Source organism: Rhodococcus sp. A14, assembly GCF_011603105.1.
GTDB lineage: Bacteria > Actinomycetota > Actinomycetes > Mycobacteriales > Mycobacteriaceae > Rhodococcus_F > Rhodococcus_F opacus.
The window spans coordinates 1-14785 of record NZ_JAAOQS010000059.1 but is presented as its reverse complement, the minus strand read 5'-3'; the positions used below and the strand labels follow the sequence as shown (position 1 = coordinate 14785).

At 68.2% G+C, this 14785-nt stretch carries 16 protein-coding genes; 9 read left to right on the top strand and 7 right to left on the bottom strand.

All coding sequences use genetic code 11. From position 1 onward, the window contains the following. Nucleotides 1-81 precede the first annotated feature (81 nt). Entirely contained in the window at nt 82-312 is a 231-nt protein-coding gene (locus G9373_RS26655) for a hypothetical protein (protein ID WP_054247316.1), read from the top strand. A 70-nt stretch (nt 313-382) separates the two neighbouring features. On the opposite strand, the gene G9373_RS26650 is transcribed toward G9373_RS26655, so the two are convergent. Together G9373_RS26650 and G9373_RS26645 are read right to left on the bottom strand one after the other, a co-directional pair. Beyond that, nucleotides 383-865, bottom strand: a complete 483-nt coding sequence (locus tag G9373_RS26650; protein WP_039951312.1) for a hypothetical protein — start codon at nt 863-865, stop codon at nt 383-385. Nucleotides 866-918: 53 nt separating this feature from the next. Beyond that, on the bottom strand, nt 919-1368 hold the full coding sequence (locus tag G9373_RS26645) for a PPOX class F420-dependent oxidoreductase (protein ID WP_054247314.1): 450 nt from the start codon (nt 1366-1368) through the stop codon (nt 919-921). A gap of 320 nt (nt 1369-1688) precedes the next feature. Between G9373_RS26645 and G9373_RS48260 the strand changes: the two genes are divergently transcribed. Then, complete coding sequence (locus G9373_RS48260) at nt 1689-3029, top strand: NAD(P)-binding protein (protein ID WP_005258909.1); 1341 nt, start codon at nt 1689-1691, stop codon at nt 3027-3029. A gap of 4 nt (nt 3030-3033) precedes the next feature. Here the strand turns inward: G9373_RS48260 and G9373_RS26635 are convergent, their stop codons facing one another. Genes G9373_RS26635 through G9373_RS26625 form a run of 3 tightly spaced genes read right to left on the bottom strand, consistent with a single transcriptional unit; the run spans nt 3034 to nt 5244 of the window. Continuing rightward, nucleotides 3034-3438 (bottom strand): Rid family detoxifying hydrolase, encoded by a 405-nt coding sequence (locus G9373_RS26635; RefSeq protein ID WP_005251231.1) that lies wholly within the window; start codon nt 3436-3438, stop codon nt 3034-3036. Between the two features lie 46 nt (nt 3439-3484). Continuing rightward, nucleotides 3485-4234 carry an IclR family transcriptional regulator gene (locus G9373_RS26630; RefSeq protein WP_005258913.1) on the bottom strand — a complete coding sequence of 250 codons (750 nt, stop codon included), beginning with the start codon at nt 4232-4234 and terminating at the stop codon, nt 3485-3487. Beyond that, nucleotides 4231-5244 (bottom strand): sugar kinase, encoded by a 1014-nt coding sequence (locus G9373_RS26625; protein WP_167117563.1) that lies wholly within the window; start codon nt 5242-5244, stop codon nt 4231-4233. Before G9373_RS26625 ends, G9373_RS26630 begins: the two co-directional genes overlap by 4 nt. A gap of 222 nt (nt 5245-5466) precedes the next feature. Between G9373_RS26625 and G9373_RS26620 the strand changes: the two genes are divergently transcribed. Genes G9373_RS26620 through G9373_RS26605 form a run of 4 tightly spaced genes read left to right on the top strand, consistent with a single transcriptional unit; the run spans nt 5467 to nt 10490 of the window. Further along, nucleotides 5467-6789 carry an amino acid deaminase gene (locus tag G9373_RS26620; RefSeq protein ID WP_054247310.1) on the top strand — a complete coding sequence of 441 codons (1323 nt, stop codon included), beginning with the start codon at nt 5467-5469 and terminating at the stop codon, nt 6787-6789. Nucleotides 6790-6811: 22 nt separating this feature from the next. Continuing rightward, the gene (locus G9373_RS26615; RefSeq protein ID WP_167117560.1) at nt 6812-8431 is read left to right on the top strand and encodes a D-aminoacylase; all 1620 of its coding nucleotides are present in this window, start codon (nt 6812-6814) and stop codon (nt 8429-8431) included. Then, on the top strand, nt 8428-9057 hold the full coding sequence (locus G9373_RS26610) for a bifunctional 4-hydroxy-2-oxoglutarate aldolase/2-dehydro-3-deoxy-phosphogluconate aldolase (protein WP_005258919.1): 630 nt from the start codon (nt 8428-8430) through the stop codon (nt 9055-9057). The genes G9373_RS26615 and G9373_RS26610 overlap by 4 nt, the downstream gene beginning before the upstream one ends. 41 nt (nt 9058-9098) lie before the next feature. Continuing rightward, nucleotides 9099-10490: a gluconate:H+ symporter gene (locus tag G9373_RS26605; protein ID WP_005258920.1), complete on the top strand. Its 1392-nt coding sequence runs from the start codon at nt 9099-9101 to the stop codon at nt 10488-10490. On the opposite strand, the gene G9373_RS26600 is transcribed toward G9373_RS26605, so the two are convergent. Then, entirely contained in the window at nt 10487-11338 is an 852-nt protein-coding gene (locus G9373_RS26600; RefSeq protein ID WP_005258922.1) for a fused MFS/spermidine synthase, read from the bottom strand. The two genes, G9373_RS26605 and G9373_RS26600, sit on opposite strands and share 4 nt — an antisense overlap. A 120-nt stretch (nt 11339-11458) precedes the next feature. Between G9373_RS26600 and G9373_RS26595 the strand changes: the two genes are divergently transcribed. Further along, a complete protein-coding gene (locus G9373_RS26595) occupies nt 11459-11788 on the top strand; it encodes a hypothetical protein (RefSeq protein WP_005251221.1) in 330 nt (109 codons plus the stop codon). Between the two features lie 39 nt (nt 11789-11827). Here G9373_RS26595 and G9373_RS26590 read toward each other — a convergent pair whose 3' ends face one another. Next, complete coding sequence (locus G9373_RS26590; protein WP_054247308.1) at nt 11828-12907, bottom strand: PQQ-dependent sugar dehydrogenase; 1080 nt, start codon at nt 12905-12907, stop codon at nt 11828-11830. A 92-nt stretch (nt 12908-12999) separates the two neighbouring features. On the opposite strand from G9373_RS26590, the gene G9373_RS26585 reads away from it, so the two are divergent. Together G9373_RS26585 and G9373_RS26580 are read left to right on the top strand one after the other, a co-directional pair. Next, nucleotides 13000-13824: an arylamine N-acetyltransferase gene (locus tag G9373_RS26585; RefSeq protein ID WP_005568383.1), complete on the top strand. Its 825-nt coding sequence runs from the start codon at nt 13000-13002 to the stop codon at nt 13822-13824. 45 nt (nt 13825-13869) lie between these two features. Then, nucleotides 13870-14649, top strand: coding sequence for an IclR family transcriptional regulator C-terminal domain-containing protein (locus G9373_RS26580; protein WP_005568382.1), 780 nt, complete (start codon nt 13870-13872; stop codon nt 14647-14649). Nucleotides 14650-14785: the final 136 nt, after the last annotated feature.

Below are 14785 nucleotides of genomic sequence, written 5' to 3'. Positions count from 1 at the left end.
AGTTTCAGCAGGGACGGGCAGCAATCTGGTCTGTGTCAGGAAGTTCTGACACCGCATCCGATACGTTCCAGGAGGAACCGCATGAAGTCCGTCGTGACCAAGGCCGTCGCAACCGGTGGTATCGCACTCGCAGCCCTCGGCATCGGAGCCGGCGTCGCCAGCGCCGACCCGGTGGGCCACAACCCCGTCCCCGCCCAGCAGCAGCAGGCACCGCAGCCTCAGCCGCAGCAGCAGCACGCTCCGCAGCAGCAGGCACCCGCGCCGAGCCCACACGGATTCTGGTTCTTCGGCACCTGGGTCCCCCTGCCCTGATCTGCGTTCCCCTCGCAGGACGAACGTGCCCTTCGACGCTCCCACGGCGCCGAAGGGCACGTTCGTATGTCTACCGGGTGGGTCGCATACTCGGATTCGGGCCGAGAGTGATCGTCCGCGTTCTCGGCAGGAGTCCTATTTCCTTCCACCCCGCGGTCAGCGTGATCGTTCCCGACTCCGGGTAGTCGCTGATCCAGTAATGCGGCGCGGAATGATACTCGGACGCGTCAGCGGCATCGGACTTCGACGTCGAATGCGGGTGGCGTGGATCAGCGACACCCTCCATATCGTCGACATGCACGTTCACCGCGAGATACGACCACCGAGCCGACGGGTCGTCGGGATCGTCCAGTGGACGCGTCTCGTGGCGCGCCAGATCAGCGGATCTGCCTCTCGCCGTCAGCTCGATGCGCAGCAGCATGCCCGTCGGGTGCGCGACGACCTCCGCCAGGCGCAAGCTCAGGTCGCGGCTCGTCACGAGCTCCACCGGCCCGTGCACCACGATTCCCTCCGTGGCAGGCGGCGGTGCCGCCGGCCACCGTCTCCTGCGCATGACTCAATCGTCCCACCGGCTCCGACCGGCTGCCACAGCTACGTTCTGCACACTCAGGGCAACTGGGCCATGCCGTACACCTTCGTCGCGCGGACCCGGAGTACCTGCCGGTGCTCGGACACCATCGCGCGGCGGAACTCCTCCCAGTCGTCGTGCTCTTTTCCGGACGCGAGCCGGAACACGTCGACGAGCTCGTCCGCCGCCGCGTCGTGCGGATCCGCCGCGACCGCGCTCAGTTCCGCGTCTCCCTCCACGACCGCGTAGCTCCAGAAGTCGGTCGCGCTGACGTGCAGCGAGACCCGCGGGTCGCGGGCGGCGTTCCGGGTCTTGGCCCGATCTGCCGTCACCGACACTCTCGCGGTCTGCGTGCCGGGGTCCCAGGCATAGATCACGTTGGACAATTGCGGGCGCCCGTCGCGTTTGATCGTCGCGAGGACCGCACGGTTGTGTGCGGCAACGAGGTCGAGAAGTGGGCGCCGGTCGTCATTCGCATCGAGGATCATGACTCACCCAACCACGGTCACCGCGGAGGTGTTCCCGGCACTGCGGCGATGATCGTCGACCTCCATCGTCGCGTGGCGGACGGGAGAGCGCTACCACGTTGACCGCCGCTCCGAGCGGCCTGGTCTGGATCGCCGCGATCGGACTCGTCCTGGCGATACAGGGCGCCGCTCCTACCGACGAGTAGGCTGACGTTTCGCAAAATCATTGGCCGATAACGTGTTCCAGGACATTGCCGGCTACTCACCGGTAGGCATTCTCGTGTGGGATCTACGGTTCTACTCGGGTACGCTCTCGTGATCCCGAGCCGGAAGGACCACACGTGAACGACTCATATCTCGTCATCGGCGAAACCACCGTGGCCCGACGGGTCTGTGCGTCCCTCCGCGAAAGGGACTTTCACGTACGCCATCTCGTCGCCCCCGACGACGACGAGCTCCGCCTGGCGATGGCGGACGAACCTTGCGGGATGGCCGTACTGGTGCGCGACGACGTCGTCGCACTGCGCTACGCGCTGGCCGCGGCGCACATCTCGGCGTCGATCCCGTTGGTGGTGACGATCTTCGACCGCACGGTCGCGGACCAGCTGTCGCAGCTCCTTCCGCAGTGCGAGGTGACGTCACCTGCAGACCTGGCCGCCCCCACGCTCGCCGGTCCGTGCCTGGAACCCGAACTCGTCGCGGCCCGGCACGCGGGCGAGCACATGTTGACGGTCCGCATGATCGACGGCCACCCCGAGGGCGCCCACGTCGACCTGCCCCGGCGGAGCTGGTGGCGCACCGCGGCGACCGGCGCGACCGGACTGTTGCGCTCGCACGACATCGGCACGCGCATCCTGCTCGGTGGGCTCGCCGGGCTCCTCGCAGTGCTGTTCGCCGACTGGCTGTGGCTGATGCTCGGCCAGCACGTGGCACCGCTCGACGCGTTCAACGAGGCGGTGCGCGTGGTGACCACCGTGGGTCCGGGAACCGACACCCACGGCAGCCCCGCCTACGCGGTGTTCGCCTCGGTGGCGATGCTGTTCACCGTCGTCTTCACGGCCATGTTCACCGCCGGAATCATCGAGCGCCTGCTCGGCCCCCGGCTGGTCGGCCTGGTGGGCAGCCGCGTCCTGCCCCGCTCCGGCCACGTCATCGTCGTCGGCCTCGGCCAGGTCGGGCTCCGGCTCTGCCGGGAACTACAGGCTCTCGGTGTCGCGGTGGTGGGCGTCGAACGCGACCCCCACGCCAAGAACCTGCGGCTCGTGCGGTCGATGAACATCCCGACCGTCGTGGGGCACGGTGGTGACCGTGAACTCCTCGAGCGACTGGGTGTGAGCCGAGCTCTCGCGCTGGCCGCCGTCGGCTCCGACGACCTGGACAACATCGCGGTGTCCGTGGCGGCGCAGGCCGTGTCACCCGGACTGCGGCTGGTCCTGCGGGCCGGTGAGCAGGAGGCGATCGCGGAGACGCGGTCGTTGCTGCGGCTCGGGATCATCCGCGACGTCACCAGCCTGAGCGCCACGTACGTGGTGGCCAAGCTGATCGGCCTGCAACCGCAGGGGGTCGTCGCGGACGGCAGCCACCTCTACCTGGAGGTGCCGACGGCGGACACGTCCGAGCCCGTCTTCACCGAGCTGCCCATGTCGCCGCGGATGAGCTGCCGGCACCTCGTCACCGCGTAGCGACCTAGCCGGTCACTGCCAGCGCGTCGATCTCGACGAGCATGACCTCGTGCGGGAGGTCGACGAAAACCGTGGTCCGGCACGGCAGCTGTCCGCTCGGCACGTTCTCCGCGATGAATTCTCCGTACACGTCGTTCATCGCGGCGAAGTCGTCGCGGGTGGTGAGGTAGACGCGGAACATCAGCACGTCCTCCACGCTCGCGCCGCCGGCTTCGAGGATCGCCTTGACGTTCTCGAGCGTGCGACGGGTCTGCTCGCGCACGTCGCCCTCCGCGATGTACTTGTTGGTGACGGGGTCCATCGGACCCTGCCCCGACACCTGGAGCATATTGCCCTTCTTGATGCCCTGGCTGAACGTGTGCGCGGGGGCGGGGGCGCCTTCAGTGCGGATGACGGTGGTGTCGGACATATCGATTCTCCTGTGTGTCGTTACTTTTCGGGTGGACGGGGGACGGTCAGGGCTGGGCGCGGTATCCGCAGTCGCGGGAGATCCGCGCCCCCACTGCCTGAAGGGGTTCGAGCAGGTCGAGGACGCGTTCGTAGCTGAGCACGACGTCGGGCACCGAGACGGAGACGGCGGCGACGACGCGGCCGGACGCGCCGCGGATGGGCACCCCGATGCAATTGACGGACGGCTCGTTCTCCTCCTGATCGTGCGCCCAGCCCTGCTCCCGGACCAGACGGATCTCGTCGAGGTAGCGTTCGGGCGTCGTGATCGTGTTGGCGGTGCGGGCGGAGAAGTCCATCGAGTCGACGATCGGCCGCAGTTCCGAATCCGGCAGGTCGGCGAGAATCACCTTCGCGACGGCGGTGGAATTGAGGTTGGCGCGCAGTCCGATTCGCGAGTACATCCTGATCTGATCGTGCGATTCGAGTTTGTCGATGTACACCACGTCACCTCCTTCCATCGCCGCGAGGTGCGTGGTGCGCCCGTATTCGCGGTTGAACGCGACGAGGTGCGGCGACGCGATGCGCCGCACTTCCCGTTGATCGGTGGCCTGCGCGGCGAGCTCGAAGATGCGGGAACCGAGGTGATACTGGTTGCTGTTGTCGCGGAACGTGAACCGCTCGTCGGACAGCGTTCGCAGCAACCGGAGCACGGTGGTCTTGTGGACCCCGGTGGATTCGGCCAGCTGGTCGAGATTGGCGGGACCGTTGCCGAGTTGCACCAGCAGGTGCAGGGCGCGGGAGACACTCTGACTCATCCGTTCACTCCACTTCCTCGGGGGGAGAAGCCGTCGGCGGTGACGCTCGTTGCCGCCCAGTCCGATTCGGAGCACCGGAGCAGCTCGTCCAGCAGTTCGGCGGGCGGCGGGGGTGCCGAGTCCGCTGCCACCGTCAGAGTGGCGGCGGCACCGATGTGCCCGCGGCGCAGGCACCGCGCCTGATCCTCGCCGCGCACCACCCCGCTGAGATATCCGGCGGCGAAGGCATCGCCCGCTCCGACGGGTTCGACGACGTCGACGCGCAGCGCGGGAACCGCCACACTGCGGCCACGTCGGTCGACGGCCAGCGCCCGGTGCGCTCCGTCCTTGACGACGACGGTGGCCGGGGCGGGCAGGATGAGCCGCAACTCGTGCGGATCCGCGGTGCCGAGAACGCGCAAGGCCTCGTCCGCGCCGACGAGAACCAGATCGGCGAGATTCGCCAGTTCCACGACCATCCGCGGGTCGCCGTCCGGCCACAGTTGTTCACGCCAGTTGACGTCGAAGCTGACCACACCGGAGATTCCCGGCCGGTCGCGGAGCAGTCGCCGCATCAGCGCGAGGCACGAATCGGACAGGGCCGGTGTGATTCCGCTGCAGTGGACCACGGCGGCGCGGCCGAACAGGTCCGCGACGGCCGGCGTGTCGAGGAATCCGGGATCCATGGCCGACGCCGCCGAACCGGCCCGGGAATACAGGCTGTCGGTTCGCGGCTCGCCGTGCTCGTCGAGGGCGGTGGATTTCGAGTAGTGCCCGGTGGGCCTGTCGGGATCGACGTCGATCGCGCGGACGTCGACACCCCGCGCCTGCAGTTCGGTGCGGATGAGGGTGCCGAACTCGTCGTCGCCGAGCCGTCCGACCCAGGCGGCGGGAACGCCCAGCGCGGCGAGTCCGGCGGCGACGTTCGCCTCGGCGCCGGCCAGGTGGAGTGTCGAGTCCGGGGCCACCAGGACCATCGCCTCACCGAGGCACGCGACACCGGACTCGGGGGTGGGGGTCGATTCCTGCACTTGTTACCTCTACGACTGCTCGGACCGGCACTGGGGTTGCGTTTCGAGAGCCCTCGCCCCGGCGATGCATGCCACACCGGACCGTTGACGATGACCCAGGCCAATGCTAGACATAGGTGACTCAAAAACGCAATCACCGTTGCATAGAGCGCAACGTAGCACTTCACGGCCCTCCCTCCGATTGCAGGCCTGCCCCCCAGAACCCGAACGACAGGATCGACGATGACGATCAGCGGACCGGACACACTCGATTCCGGCGCCTTGGCGGAGCTCGACGAGCTGCGCTTGTCCGACGTGGACAAGGCCCTCCCCTCCGCGGCGAACGGCCTCACCAAGACCGAGTTCCTCGGAACGCAGCCGAGGCTGTCCGCCTTCAGCACGCCCGTCATGGTCCTCGACGAGACGGCCATCGCCGGCAATCTCGACACGATGGCGGCCTGGTGCGAGGCGCACGGGGTCGACCTCGCGCCGCACGGGAAGACGACGATGTCTCCGGTGCTGTGGGACCGGCAGATCCGCAGCGGCGCGTGGGGCATCACGCTCGCGAACTTCGGTCAGCTCCGGGTGGCGGTACGCTTCGGCGCGCGCCGGGTGCAGATCGCGAACTCGCTCGTCGACCCGACCGCGCTGCGGTGGCTGGCCGAGCAGATGGACGCGAACCCGGAACTCGAAGTCCTGATGTGGGCCGACTCCCCGCAGACGGTCGACGCGATGACCGCGGCGCTCGCGCACGTCACGGTGGTCCGTCCGATGCCCGTACTCGTCGAACTCGGCGGAGAGGGAGGACGCACCGGCGCGCGAACCGTGGCCGAGGCAGTGGAGGTGGCCGAACGTATCGGTGAAAGCCCCGCACTGCGGTTGGCCGGTGTCTCCGGTTACGAGGGCGCCCTCGCACACGACGCGTCCGAGGAGTCCCTCACCCGGGTCCGCACGTATCTCCGGTCGATGGCCGAACTGCATCGCCGACTGGAGGCCGAGGGCCGCTACCCCGAGGGTCAGGACGTGTACGTGACCGCGGGCGGCAGCGCCTACTTCGACGTGGTCGCCGAGGTGCTCGCCGAACTTGCCGGTGGCAGAACCAAAGTGGTGGTCCGCGCCGGCGCATACATCATCCACGACGACGGCTTCTACACCGGGATCTCACCGTTCGGCCGCAGCGAAGACAGGCAGGCACGTCGACTCACGTCGGCGATGCACACGTGGGCCCGGGTGGTGTCCCGCCCCGAGCCGGGCCTCGCCCTGCTCGACGCCGGCAAGCGCGACGTCCCGTTCGACGAAGGACTCCCCACCGCGCAGACCGTCGCCGGCCAACTCGGGGCGACGCCGCGGCCCCTCGTCGGCACCGAAGTGACCGCCGTCAACGACCAGCACGCGTTCCTCCGGCTCGATCCCGCACGGCCCGAACACGATCTGCGTGTCGGGGACGTCGTCCGGCTCGGTCTCTCGCACCCGTGCACCGCGTTCGACAAGTGGCGCTGGATTCCCGTCGTCGGCGACGACTCCGACGATCCGGTCGTCGTCGACCTGATCCGCACCTTCTTCTGATCCCCGGCCGAGGACTCACATCATGACCACACTGATCCGCTCCGCCACCGTCGTCGACGGTTCGGAGGCGCCGAGGTACCGCGCCGACGTGCTCGTCGACGGAGACCGGATCGCCGAAATCTGGCCCGAGGCAGTTCACTCCGAGACCGGACGCCCTCGCGCGGATCGAGTGATCGACGCCGACGGCCTGGTGCTCGCGCCCGGTTTCATCGACATGCACGCCCACTCGGATCTGCAGATCCTGCTGAACCCCGAGCACCCGTCGCGGATCACCCAGGGCGTCACCACCGAGGTACTCGGGCAGGACGGGCTGTCCTACGCACCCGTCACCGACGACGTGCTCGCGGTGGTCCGGCGCAAGATCGCGGGGTGGAACACCGATCCCTCGGATTTCGACTTCTCCTGGCGGAGCGTCGGCGAATACCTCGACCGACTCGACCGCGGTATCGCCACCAACGTCGCGTATCTCGTCCCGCACGGAGTGGTCCGGGCCCTGGTGGTCGGCTGGGAAGACCGGCCGGCGACACCGTCGGAGATCGAGGAGATGCAGCGGATCGTCGCGCAGTCCATGGCGGAGGGTGCCGTCGGATTGTCCGCGGGGCTGACCTACACGCCGGGGATGTACGCGGACAACGCGGAGTTGCTGGCACTGTGCCGGACCGTCGCCGAGTACGGCGGCTACTTCTCCCCGCACCACCGGTCCTACGGCGCCGGCGCCATGGAGGCCTACGCCGAGATGGTCGACCTGACGTCGCGGGCGGGGTGCGCACTGCATCTGGCTCACGCCACGCTGAACTTCGGACCCAACAAGGGCCGCGCCCCGGAACTGCTGGCCCTGCTCGACACGGCCGAATCCGCCGGCGCGGACATCAGCCTCGACACCTACCCCTACCTTCCCGGCGCCACCACGCTGTCGGCGATCCTGCCCAGCTGGGCGTCGGCGGGCAGCATGGAACAGACGCTCGATCGGCTCCGGGATCCGGTTGCCCTCGAACGCATCCGGGAGCATCTCGAGGTCACCGGCTCCGACGGCTGCCACGGGGTGATCGCCGAGTGGCACACGCTCGAGATCAGCGGCGTGCAGAACGCGGAACTCGACGACTACGTCGGGAAGACCGTCGCGGACATCGCCGTCGCCGAGAACCGCGACCCCTTCGACATGTGCATCGACATCCTGATCCGCGACCAACTCGGCAGCGGAATCCTGCAACACGTCGGCCACGAGGAGAACGTGCGCGCAATCATGCAGCACCCCCGGCACACCGGCGGCAGCGACGGACTGCTGGTCGGCGCGAAACCGCACCCGCGCGGGTGGGGAACGTTCGCACGCTACCTCGGGCACTACAGCCGCGACCTCGGCCTGATGTCCCTCGAGGAGTGTGTCGGTCACCTCAGCGGCCGAGCCGCGATGCGGTTGCGGCTCGTGGATCGCGGATTCGTCCGCCGCGGATACGCCGCTGACCTCGTACTCTTCAATCCGGACACGGTCAGCGACACCGCGACCTACGCGCAGCCGCGCCAGGCGGCGGCCGGTATTTCCCACGTGTTCGTCCGCGGCCACCTCGCCCTCGAGGACGGCCGCCTCACCGGCGCGACCGCCGGAAGATCGTTGCGCCGCGAAGAAGGAGGAGCAGTTCGATGACCGAGATCGACATTTTGCGTGCCGACCGGGTACTGACGGTGGTGCGAGCGGAAACCATCCCCGACGCCGCAGACCTGTGCCACGCACTCGCCGAGGGCGGAATCCGGACGGTCGAGCTGACGTTCACCACGCCCGACGTGCTCCATCATCTCGGTCGCGCCGCCGACGCCGCAGCCGCGGCAGGCAGCATCCTCGGCGTCGGAACCGTGATGACCGGCGATCAGGCCGCCGCCGCGATCGACGCCGGCGCCCGTTTCCTCGTCACCCCCGGCATCCGACCCGACGTCGCGAAAGTCGCGACGGGGCGGTCGATTCCCGTCTTCCTCGGTGCGTTCACCCCCACCGAGGTGGCCATGGCCGTCGATCTCGGCTCGGCCGCGGTCAAGATCTTCCCCGCCAAGCGACTCGGCCCCGACTACCTGTCGGACCTGCACGGCCCGTATCCCGGCGTGGAACTCCTGCCGTCGGGTGGGATCAACGATTCCAACGCCCGCCAGTTCCTCGACGCCGGCGCGCTGGCCGTGTGCGCGGGCACCAGCGTCGTCCCACCGTCCAGCGTCGCGGCAGGCAACTGGTCCGACATCACCGACCGCGCACGATCGTTCGTCGCCGCGCTCTCGAACTAGTCCCACTCTCGCCCGACCCCACCACCTCCCCTGGAGACGCAATGACGTCGTTCGTCGACTGGCTGCAGCACGACACAGCCGGACTACTCACTCTCGCGGCGATTTCCATCGCCGTGCTGTTGATCCTCATCATCAAGCTGAAGCTCGAGCCGTTCATCGCGCTGATCGTCGTCGGCGTCGGCGTCGCGCTCATCGCGGGAGTGTCGGTGGTCGAACTGGTCGGCACACCGACGTCGGCGGCCGACTCGATTCTGGAGAAGGGGTTCGGCGGTATCCTGGGGCACATCACGCCGATCATCGGCCTGGGCACCGTCCTCGGCGCGATGATGGAACGCTCCGGCGGTGCCGACGTCCTGACCGAACGGCTACTGAAGTTGTTCGGGCCCAAGGGCGCTCCGCTCGCGATGGGTGTCACCGGCCTCGTCCTCGGTATCCCGGTCTTCTTCGACATCGGCATCTTCATCCTCGCCCCGCTCGTGTACGTGGCGGCGAAGCGCGGCGGCAAGTCGCTGGTGATGTACGCGATGCCGATGCTCGCCGGCCTGTCCATGACCCACGCGTTCCTGCCCCCGCACCCGGGACCCGTCGCCGCGGCCGGTCTGCTGCACGTCGACATGGGCTGGATCATCATCATGGGCCTCGCTTGCGGTATCCCCGCCTGGTTCGTCAGTGGCGTCGTCTGGGGTAGCTGGATCGGCAAGCGCGTGATCATCGAGGTCCCGGACGAGTTCATCCCGGAGGAGAAGGAAGCCGACAAGAACCCGCCGCCACTATGGCTGATCTCGTTCATCATCCTCGTGCCGATGGTGCTGATCCTCGGTGCGACGGTCGGCAACGTGGTCCTCGAAGAAGGCTCGACACTACTGTCCGTCCTCATCTTCCTCGGCACACCCACGATCGCATTGACCATCGCCGTCCTGCTGGCGCTGTACCTGCTCGGGACCCGGCGCGGAATCACGGCGCAGGAGATCGGTGCGATGTCCGCGGCGGCGTTGAAACCGGTCGGCATGATCCTGCTGGTCGTCGGCGCCGGTGCGTTCTTCGGCGCGGTGCTGCGGGCCACCGGAGTCGGGCAGGCCCTGGCCGACTCGATGGACGCACTCGGCCTCCCGGTCATCCTGTCCGCATACCTGATCAGCTGCGCACTCCGCATCGCCCAGGGTTCTGCGACCGTCGCCATCGTCACCACCGCAGGCGTCATCGAACCGTCGATCGCAGCCGGAAATTATTCGTCCCCGCAGATCGCCCTGATCGTGATCGCCGTGTCGGCCGGATCCATCATCGCCAGCCACGTCAACGACGGCGGATTCTGGATCGTGTCACGATATTTCAACATGTCCGTGAAAGACACTCTGAAGACGTGGACGGTGCTCGAAACCATCCTGTCCGTGGTGGGCTTCGCGATGGCCTCGCTGATCTGGGTGCTGGTCTAGCTCCCGGAGTCCGCGTCGCGCAGCACCCGCGCCGCACCGGCGAACGTCCGCACCTGCCGGTCGTCCCAGACATGGGCAGGCACACCACCACCCAGCAGTGTGCGGACGAGTGCGGGGTCGTCGCCGATCGGCACGTCGCTGCCCGCGATCACGATGTTGCCGTAGCGGCGGCCCTTGAGCATGGCGGGATCGGCGATGACCGTGGTGTGCGGAAACACGCTGCCGATGGTCGCCGCCTCCCGGCGCGCCAGGACGAGGTCGCGGGTGTCGCCGCAATTGACCGCGTAGATCCCGCCGGGCGCCAGCACCCGGCGCACGTGCCCGGTGAACTCCGTCGTCGTCAGCGGCGTCGGAGTCGTGTTGCCGGCGAACACGTCGCGCACGATCAGGTCGCGGCTGGACTCCGTCAGCGTCTCGGTGACCGCCCGCGCCTCACCCACCCGCAGTCGCAGCAGTGGTGCCCGCGGCAGGTCGAACCATTCGCGCACCAACTCGGCGAGCCTGCCGTCGAGTTCGACCACCACCTGCCGGGCGTCCGGATACCGGGCGGCGAGATGCCGCGCGAGTGAGCAGGCACCGCCACCGAGGTGCAGGGACCGCACCCGCTGGTCCGTTCCCCAGTGCGAAGCGACCAGTTCGGCGATCCACCGCATGTACTCGAAATCGAGGTGCGTGGGATCCGACAGGTCGATGTGGGAACTCTCGACCCCGTTCACCTTCAGCACCCAGCCGTGCGGGTTGAGGTGGTCTTCGGTGAGTTCGCACGTGCCCGTGTCGATCGGGTACACGCCTGCGACGGGACCCCCGTCGGTTGTCCGGGCAGCCCGACCGCCGCGCTGCCTGCCCATCGTCCGTCTTCCCTACTGCTCGCGCCGTCCGCTCGCGTCTGCTGCGAGAATCGTCCTCCCACGATACCGGGACGAGACACGGGTGACCTACCGTGGTGACGCGCACGAGAAGGGAAGACGATGGAACCTCAGGAAGTCGACTTCGCGCACACCGAAGGCGCTGCGAAGCGACGTCGCGAGAAGGCGATGGGACTCGCGCGGTATGTGTGGGATCGCGGAATCAGCGGTCAGGAACTCCTCGACCTCACCGACGGCACGCTGCGGAAACTCGCCCGGGCGGCCGGGTCGAACCCGCCGAGCACCATGGAGACGTGGCTGACCGTGGTCGAGTTGCTCGACCAGAAGTCGGCGTGGGCGGAGCGCCACCCCGACCATCCCGCCGCCACCCCGGCGCACCGGGACGAGAAGATCATGTGGGTGAAGCCGCCGATCGTCCCCTGGACCGACTGACCCGTGAGTACTTATTAACCGCCCGCGGTTGATAAGTACTCACGGGCGGAGCATGAGGATGCGGTCGTCGCCCTCCGCCGGATCGCCGCGCCCGTCACGGTTGCTGGTGCTGAACCAGACTGCTCCGTCCGGTGTCGCGACGACGGTGCGCAGTCGGCCGTACTCACCTTCGAACAGCGACTGCGGTTCGCCGAGCGAGCCGTCACCGCCCACGGGAATCCGCCACAGTCGTTCGCCGCGCAGCGCCGCGACCCACAGCGCGCCGTCCTGGAACGCGAGCCCGGACGGGGACGCCTCGCCGGTGGACCATTGGACCACCGGATCGACGAAGCCCGCCTCGCCCGACCGCCCCTCGACCTCCGGCCATCCGTAGTTGCCGCCGGGTTCGATGAGGTTCACCTCGTCCCAGGTGTTCGCCCCGAATTCGGTGGCCCACAACCGGTCGGCGTCGTCCCACGCGAGGCCCTGCACGTTGCGGTGCCCGAACGACCAGACCGGTGAACCGGGGGTGGGGTTGTCGGCCGGGATCGACCCGTCGGGGTTGATCCGCAGAATCTTGCCGCCGAGTGAGGACGGGTCCTGGGCGCGTGGCCGGTCACCGGCTTCACCGGTGGCGACGTACAGTTTGCCGTCCGGCCCGAATGCGATCCGGCCGCCGTCGTGGATCGATCCGGCGGGGATGCCCGTCAGGATCGGGGCCGGCTCCCCGAGGCTGCGGCCGTCGAACCGCAGGGCGACCACCCGATTGTCGTCGTCGGTGGTCAGGTACGCGTAAATCATCTGATCCGTTGCGTAGGCCGGTGAGACGGCCAGGCCCAGCAGTCCCGATTCGCCCCGCGCCGCCACACCGGGCACTTCGCCGATCACGGTCGTGTCGCCGTTCGCCTGCAGGTGCTGGATCGCGCCGCTGTCCCGTTCCGCGATCAGTGCCGTCCCGTCCGGCAGGAGCGCGATCCCCCACGGCACGTCGAGGTCGGCGGCGATCACCGTGGGCTCGGCTTCGGCCGGCGCGGCGACCGCGGTGGTCGTCGACGGCTGCGCCGGACTCCCCTCGGACTGGCATGCCGCGCACGTGACGACCACCAGCAACGCTGCAACCGAGAAACGTCGCCGTCCCATGGGTGTCCTCCCGTCACGCGACCCCGCACCCTGTCCATCCTCCCCCAGTGACGGCCCCTGATCGGTCATTCGCCGCGCTTACACTGTGCTCCATGGCCACTGCGGGCGATCTGAACCTCGAGCGGTACTTCGACCGGATCGGGTACGACGGCGACCGATCCGCGACGACGGCGACGCTGAACCAGCTTGCCGCACATCACGCCCGGTCGATCCCGTTCGAGAACCTCGACCCGTTCCTCGGCACACCGAACCGGCTCGACCTGCCGTCACTGCAACAGAAATTGGTCGAATCCCGAAGGGGCGGTTACTGCTTCGAGCAGAATCTCCTACTGCGGGCCGTCCTGCTCGAGCTCGGGTTCGACGTGACGCCACTCGCCGCCCGTGTTCTGTGGGGATCTCCGATCGATGCGGTCACTCCGCGCTCGCACATGCTGTTGCTCGTCGACGTCGCCGGCGAGCGAAGGCTCATCGACGTCGGGTTCGGCGGCATGACCCTCACCACCACGTTGCGCTTCGAACTGGACACCGTGCAGGACACTCCGCTGGAACCGTTCCGGCTGGTCGACGTCGCGGGCGACTACGCGATGCAGGCACTCGTCGGTGACGAGTGGCGGACCATCTACCGGTTCGACCTCACCGGGCAGTTCCCCGTCGACTACGAGGCCCCCAACTGGTACCTGTCGACCTGGCCCGGATCGCATTTCGTGACCGGACTCATGGCGGCGCGGGCCACGGAAGACCGCCGCTACGCCCTGGCCGGTACGCGGCTGACGGTGCACCACCTCGGCGGGACGTCCGAGCGGCGCGAACTGGCGACCGTCGACGAACTGCGCGACGTTCTCGAAACCGATTTCCTCATCGACACGAGCGGATTGGCCACACTGGACACGGCGTTCAGCCGGCTCCGGCGCACCTAGTCGCCCGGTAGCATGACGGCGTGTGCGAAACAGGTGGCTGCTGAGGTGGCCGAGCAACCGGCGTCGGGGGAACGGTATTTTCTCGAGTCCCTGGACCGTGGCCTGACCGTTCTCGAATGCTTCGACGAACAGCACCGGGAACGCACACTGAGCGAGGTGGCGCAGGCTGTCGGGATCACCCGGTCCACGGCGCGCCGTATTCTGCTCACCCTGGTGGACAAGGGTTTCCTGCGTCTCGACGGACGCAACTTCTCGCTCACACCCCGGGTGCTGCGGTTCGGCTTCTCGTACCTCGCCGCGCTGCGACTGCCGCAGGTCGCCGACCCGCACATCGAGGCTCTCGCGAAGGAACTGGGCGAGACCATCTCCGTCACGATTCTCGACGGTCCCGACGTGGTATACGTAGCGCGGGTCCGCTCGCCCCGGATCATTCGCATCTCCATCACGGTGGGCATGCGGTTCCCCGCGTACGCGACGTCCACGGGACGGGTTCTGCTGGCCGGACTTTCGGCCGGCGCGCTCGACGACTACCTGAAGACCACCGAATTCCAGGCCTTCACACCCCACACGATCTCCGACGTCGAACACCTGCGCGCAGACGTCCGGAAGGTCGCCGCCGACGGCTGGTCGATGTCGGAGAACGAGCTCGAGATCGGCATCCGCGGCGCGGCCGTTCCCATCCGGGATCGAACAGGCGCCGTGGTCGCCGCCCTCAACTCCTCGCTGCAGGGCACGCAGTACACGCGGGACGACGTCGCGGCGTCGGTGGTGCCGAAACTCGTCGCGACCGCGGAGCGGATCGGTTCCGACCTGTCCCTCGGCTGACCGCCTAGGCCGAAGTTGCGGCGGTTTGGCAGCAGTTTATGTGGTTTGACCAGGTGGTTTAGTGGGTGGTTGTGGTTTTGTTCTGTCGACGGTGTCCTCAGGTCAGGGTCAGTGGTATCGGGGCGCCGAGGAGGTC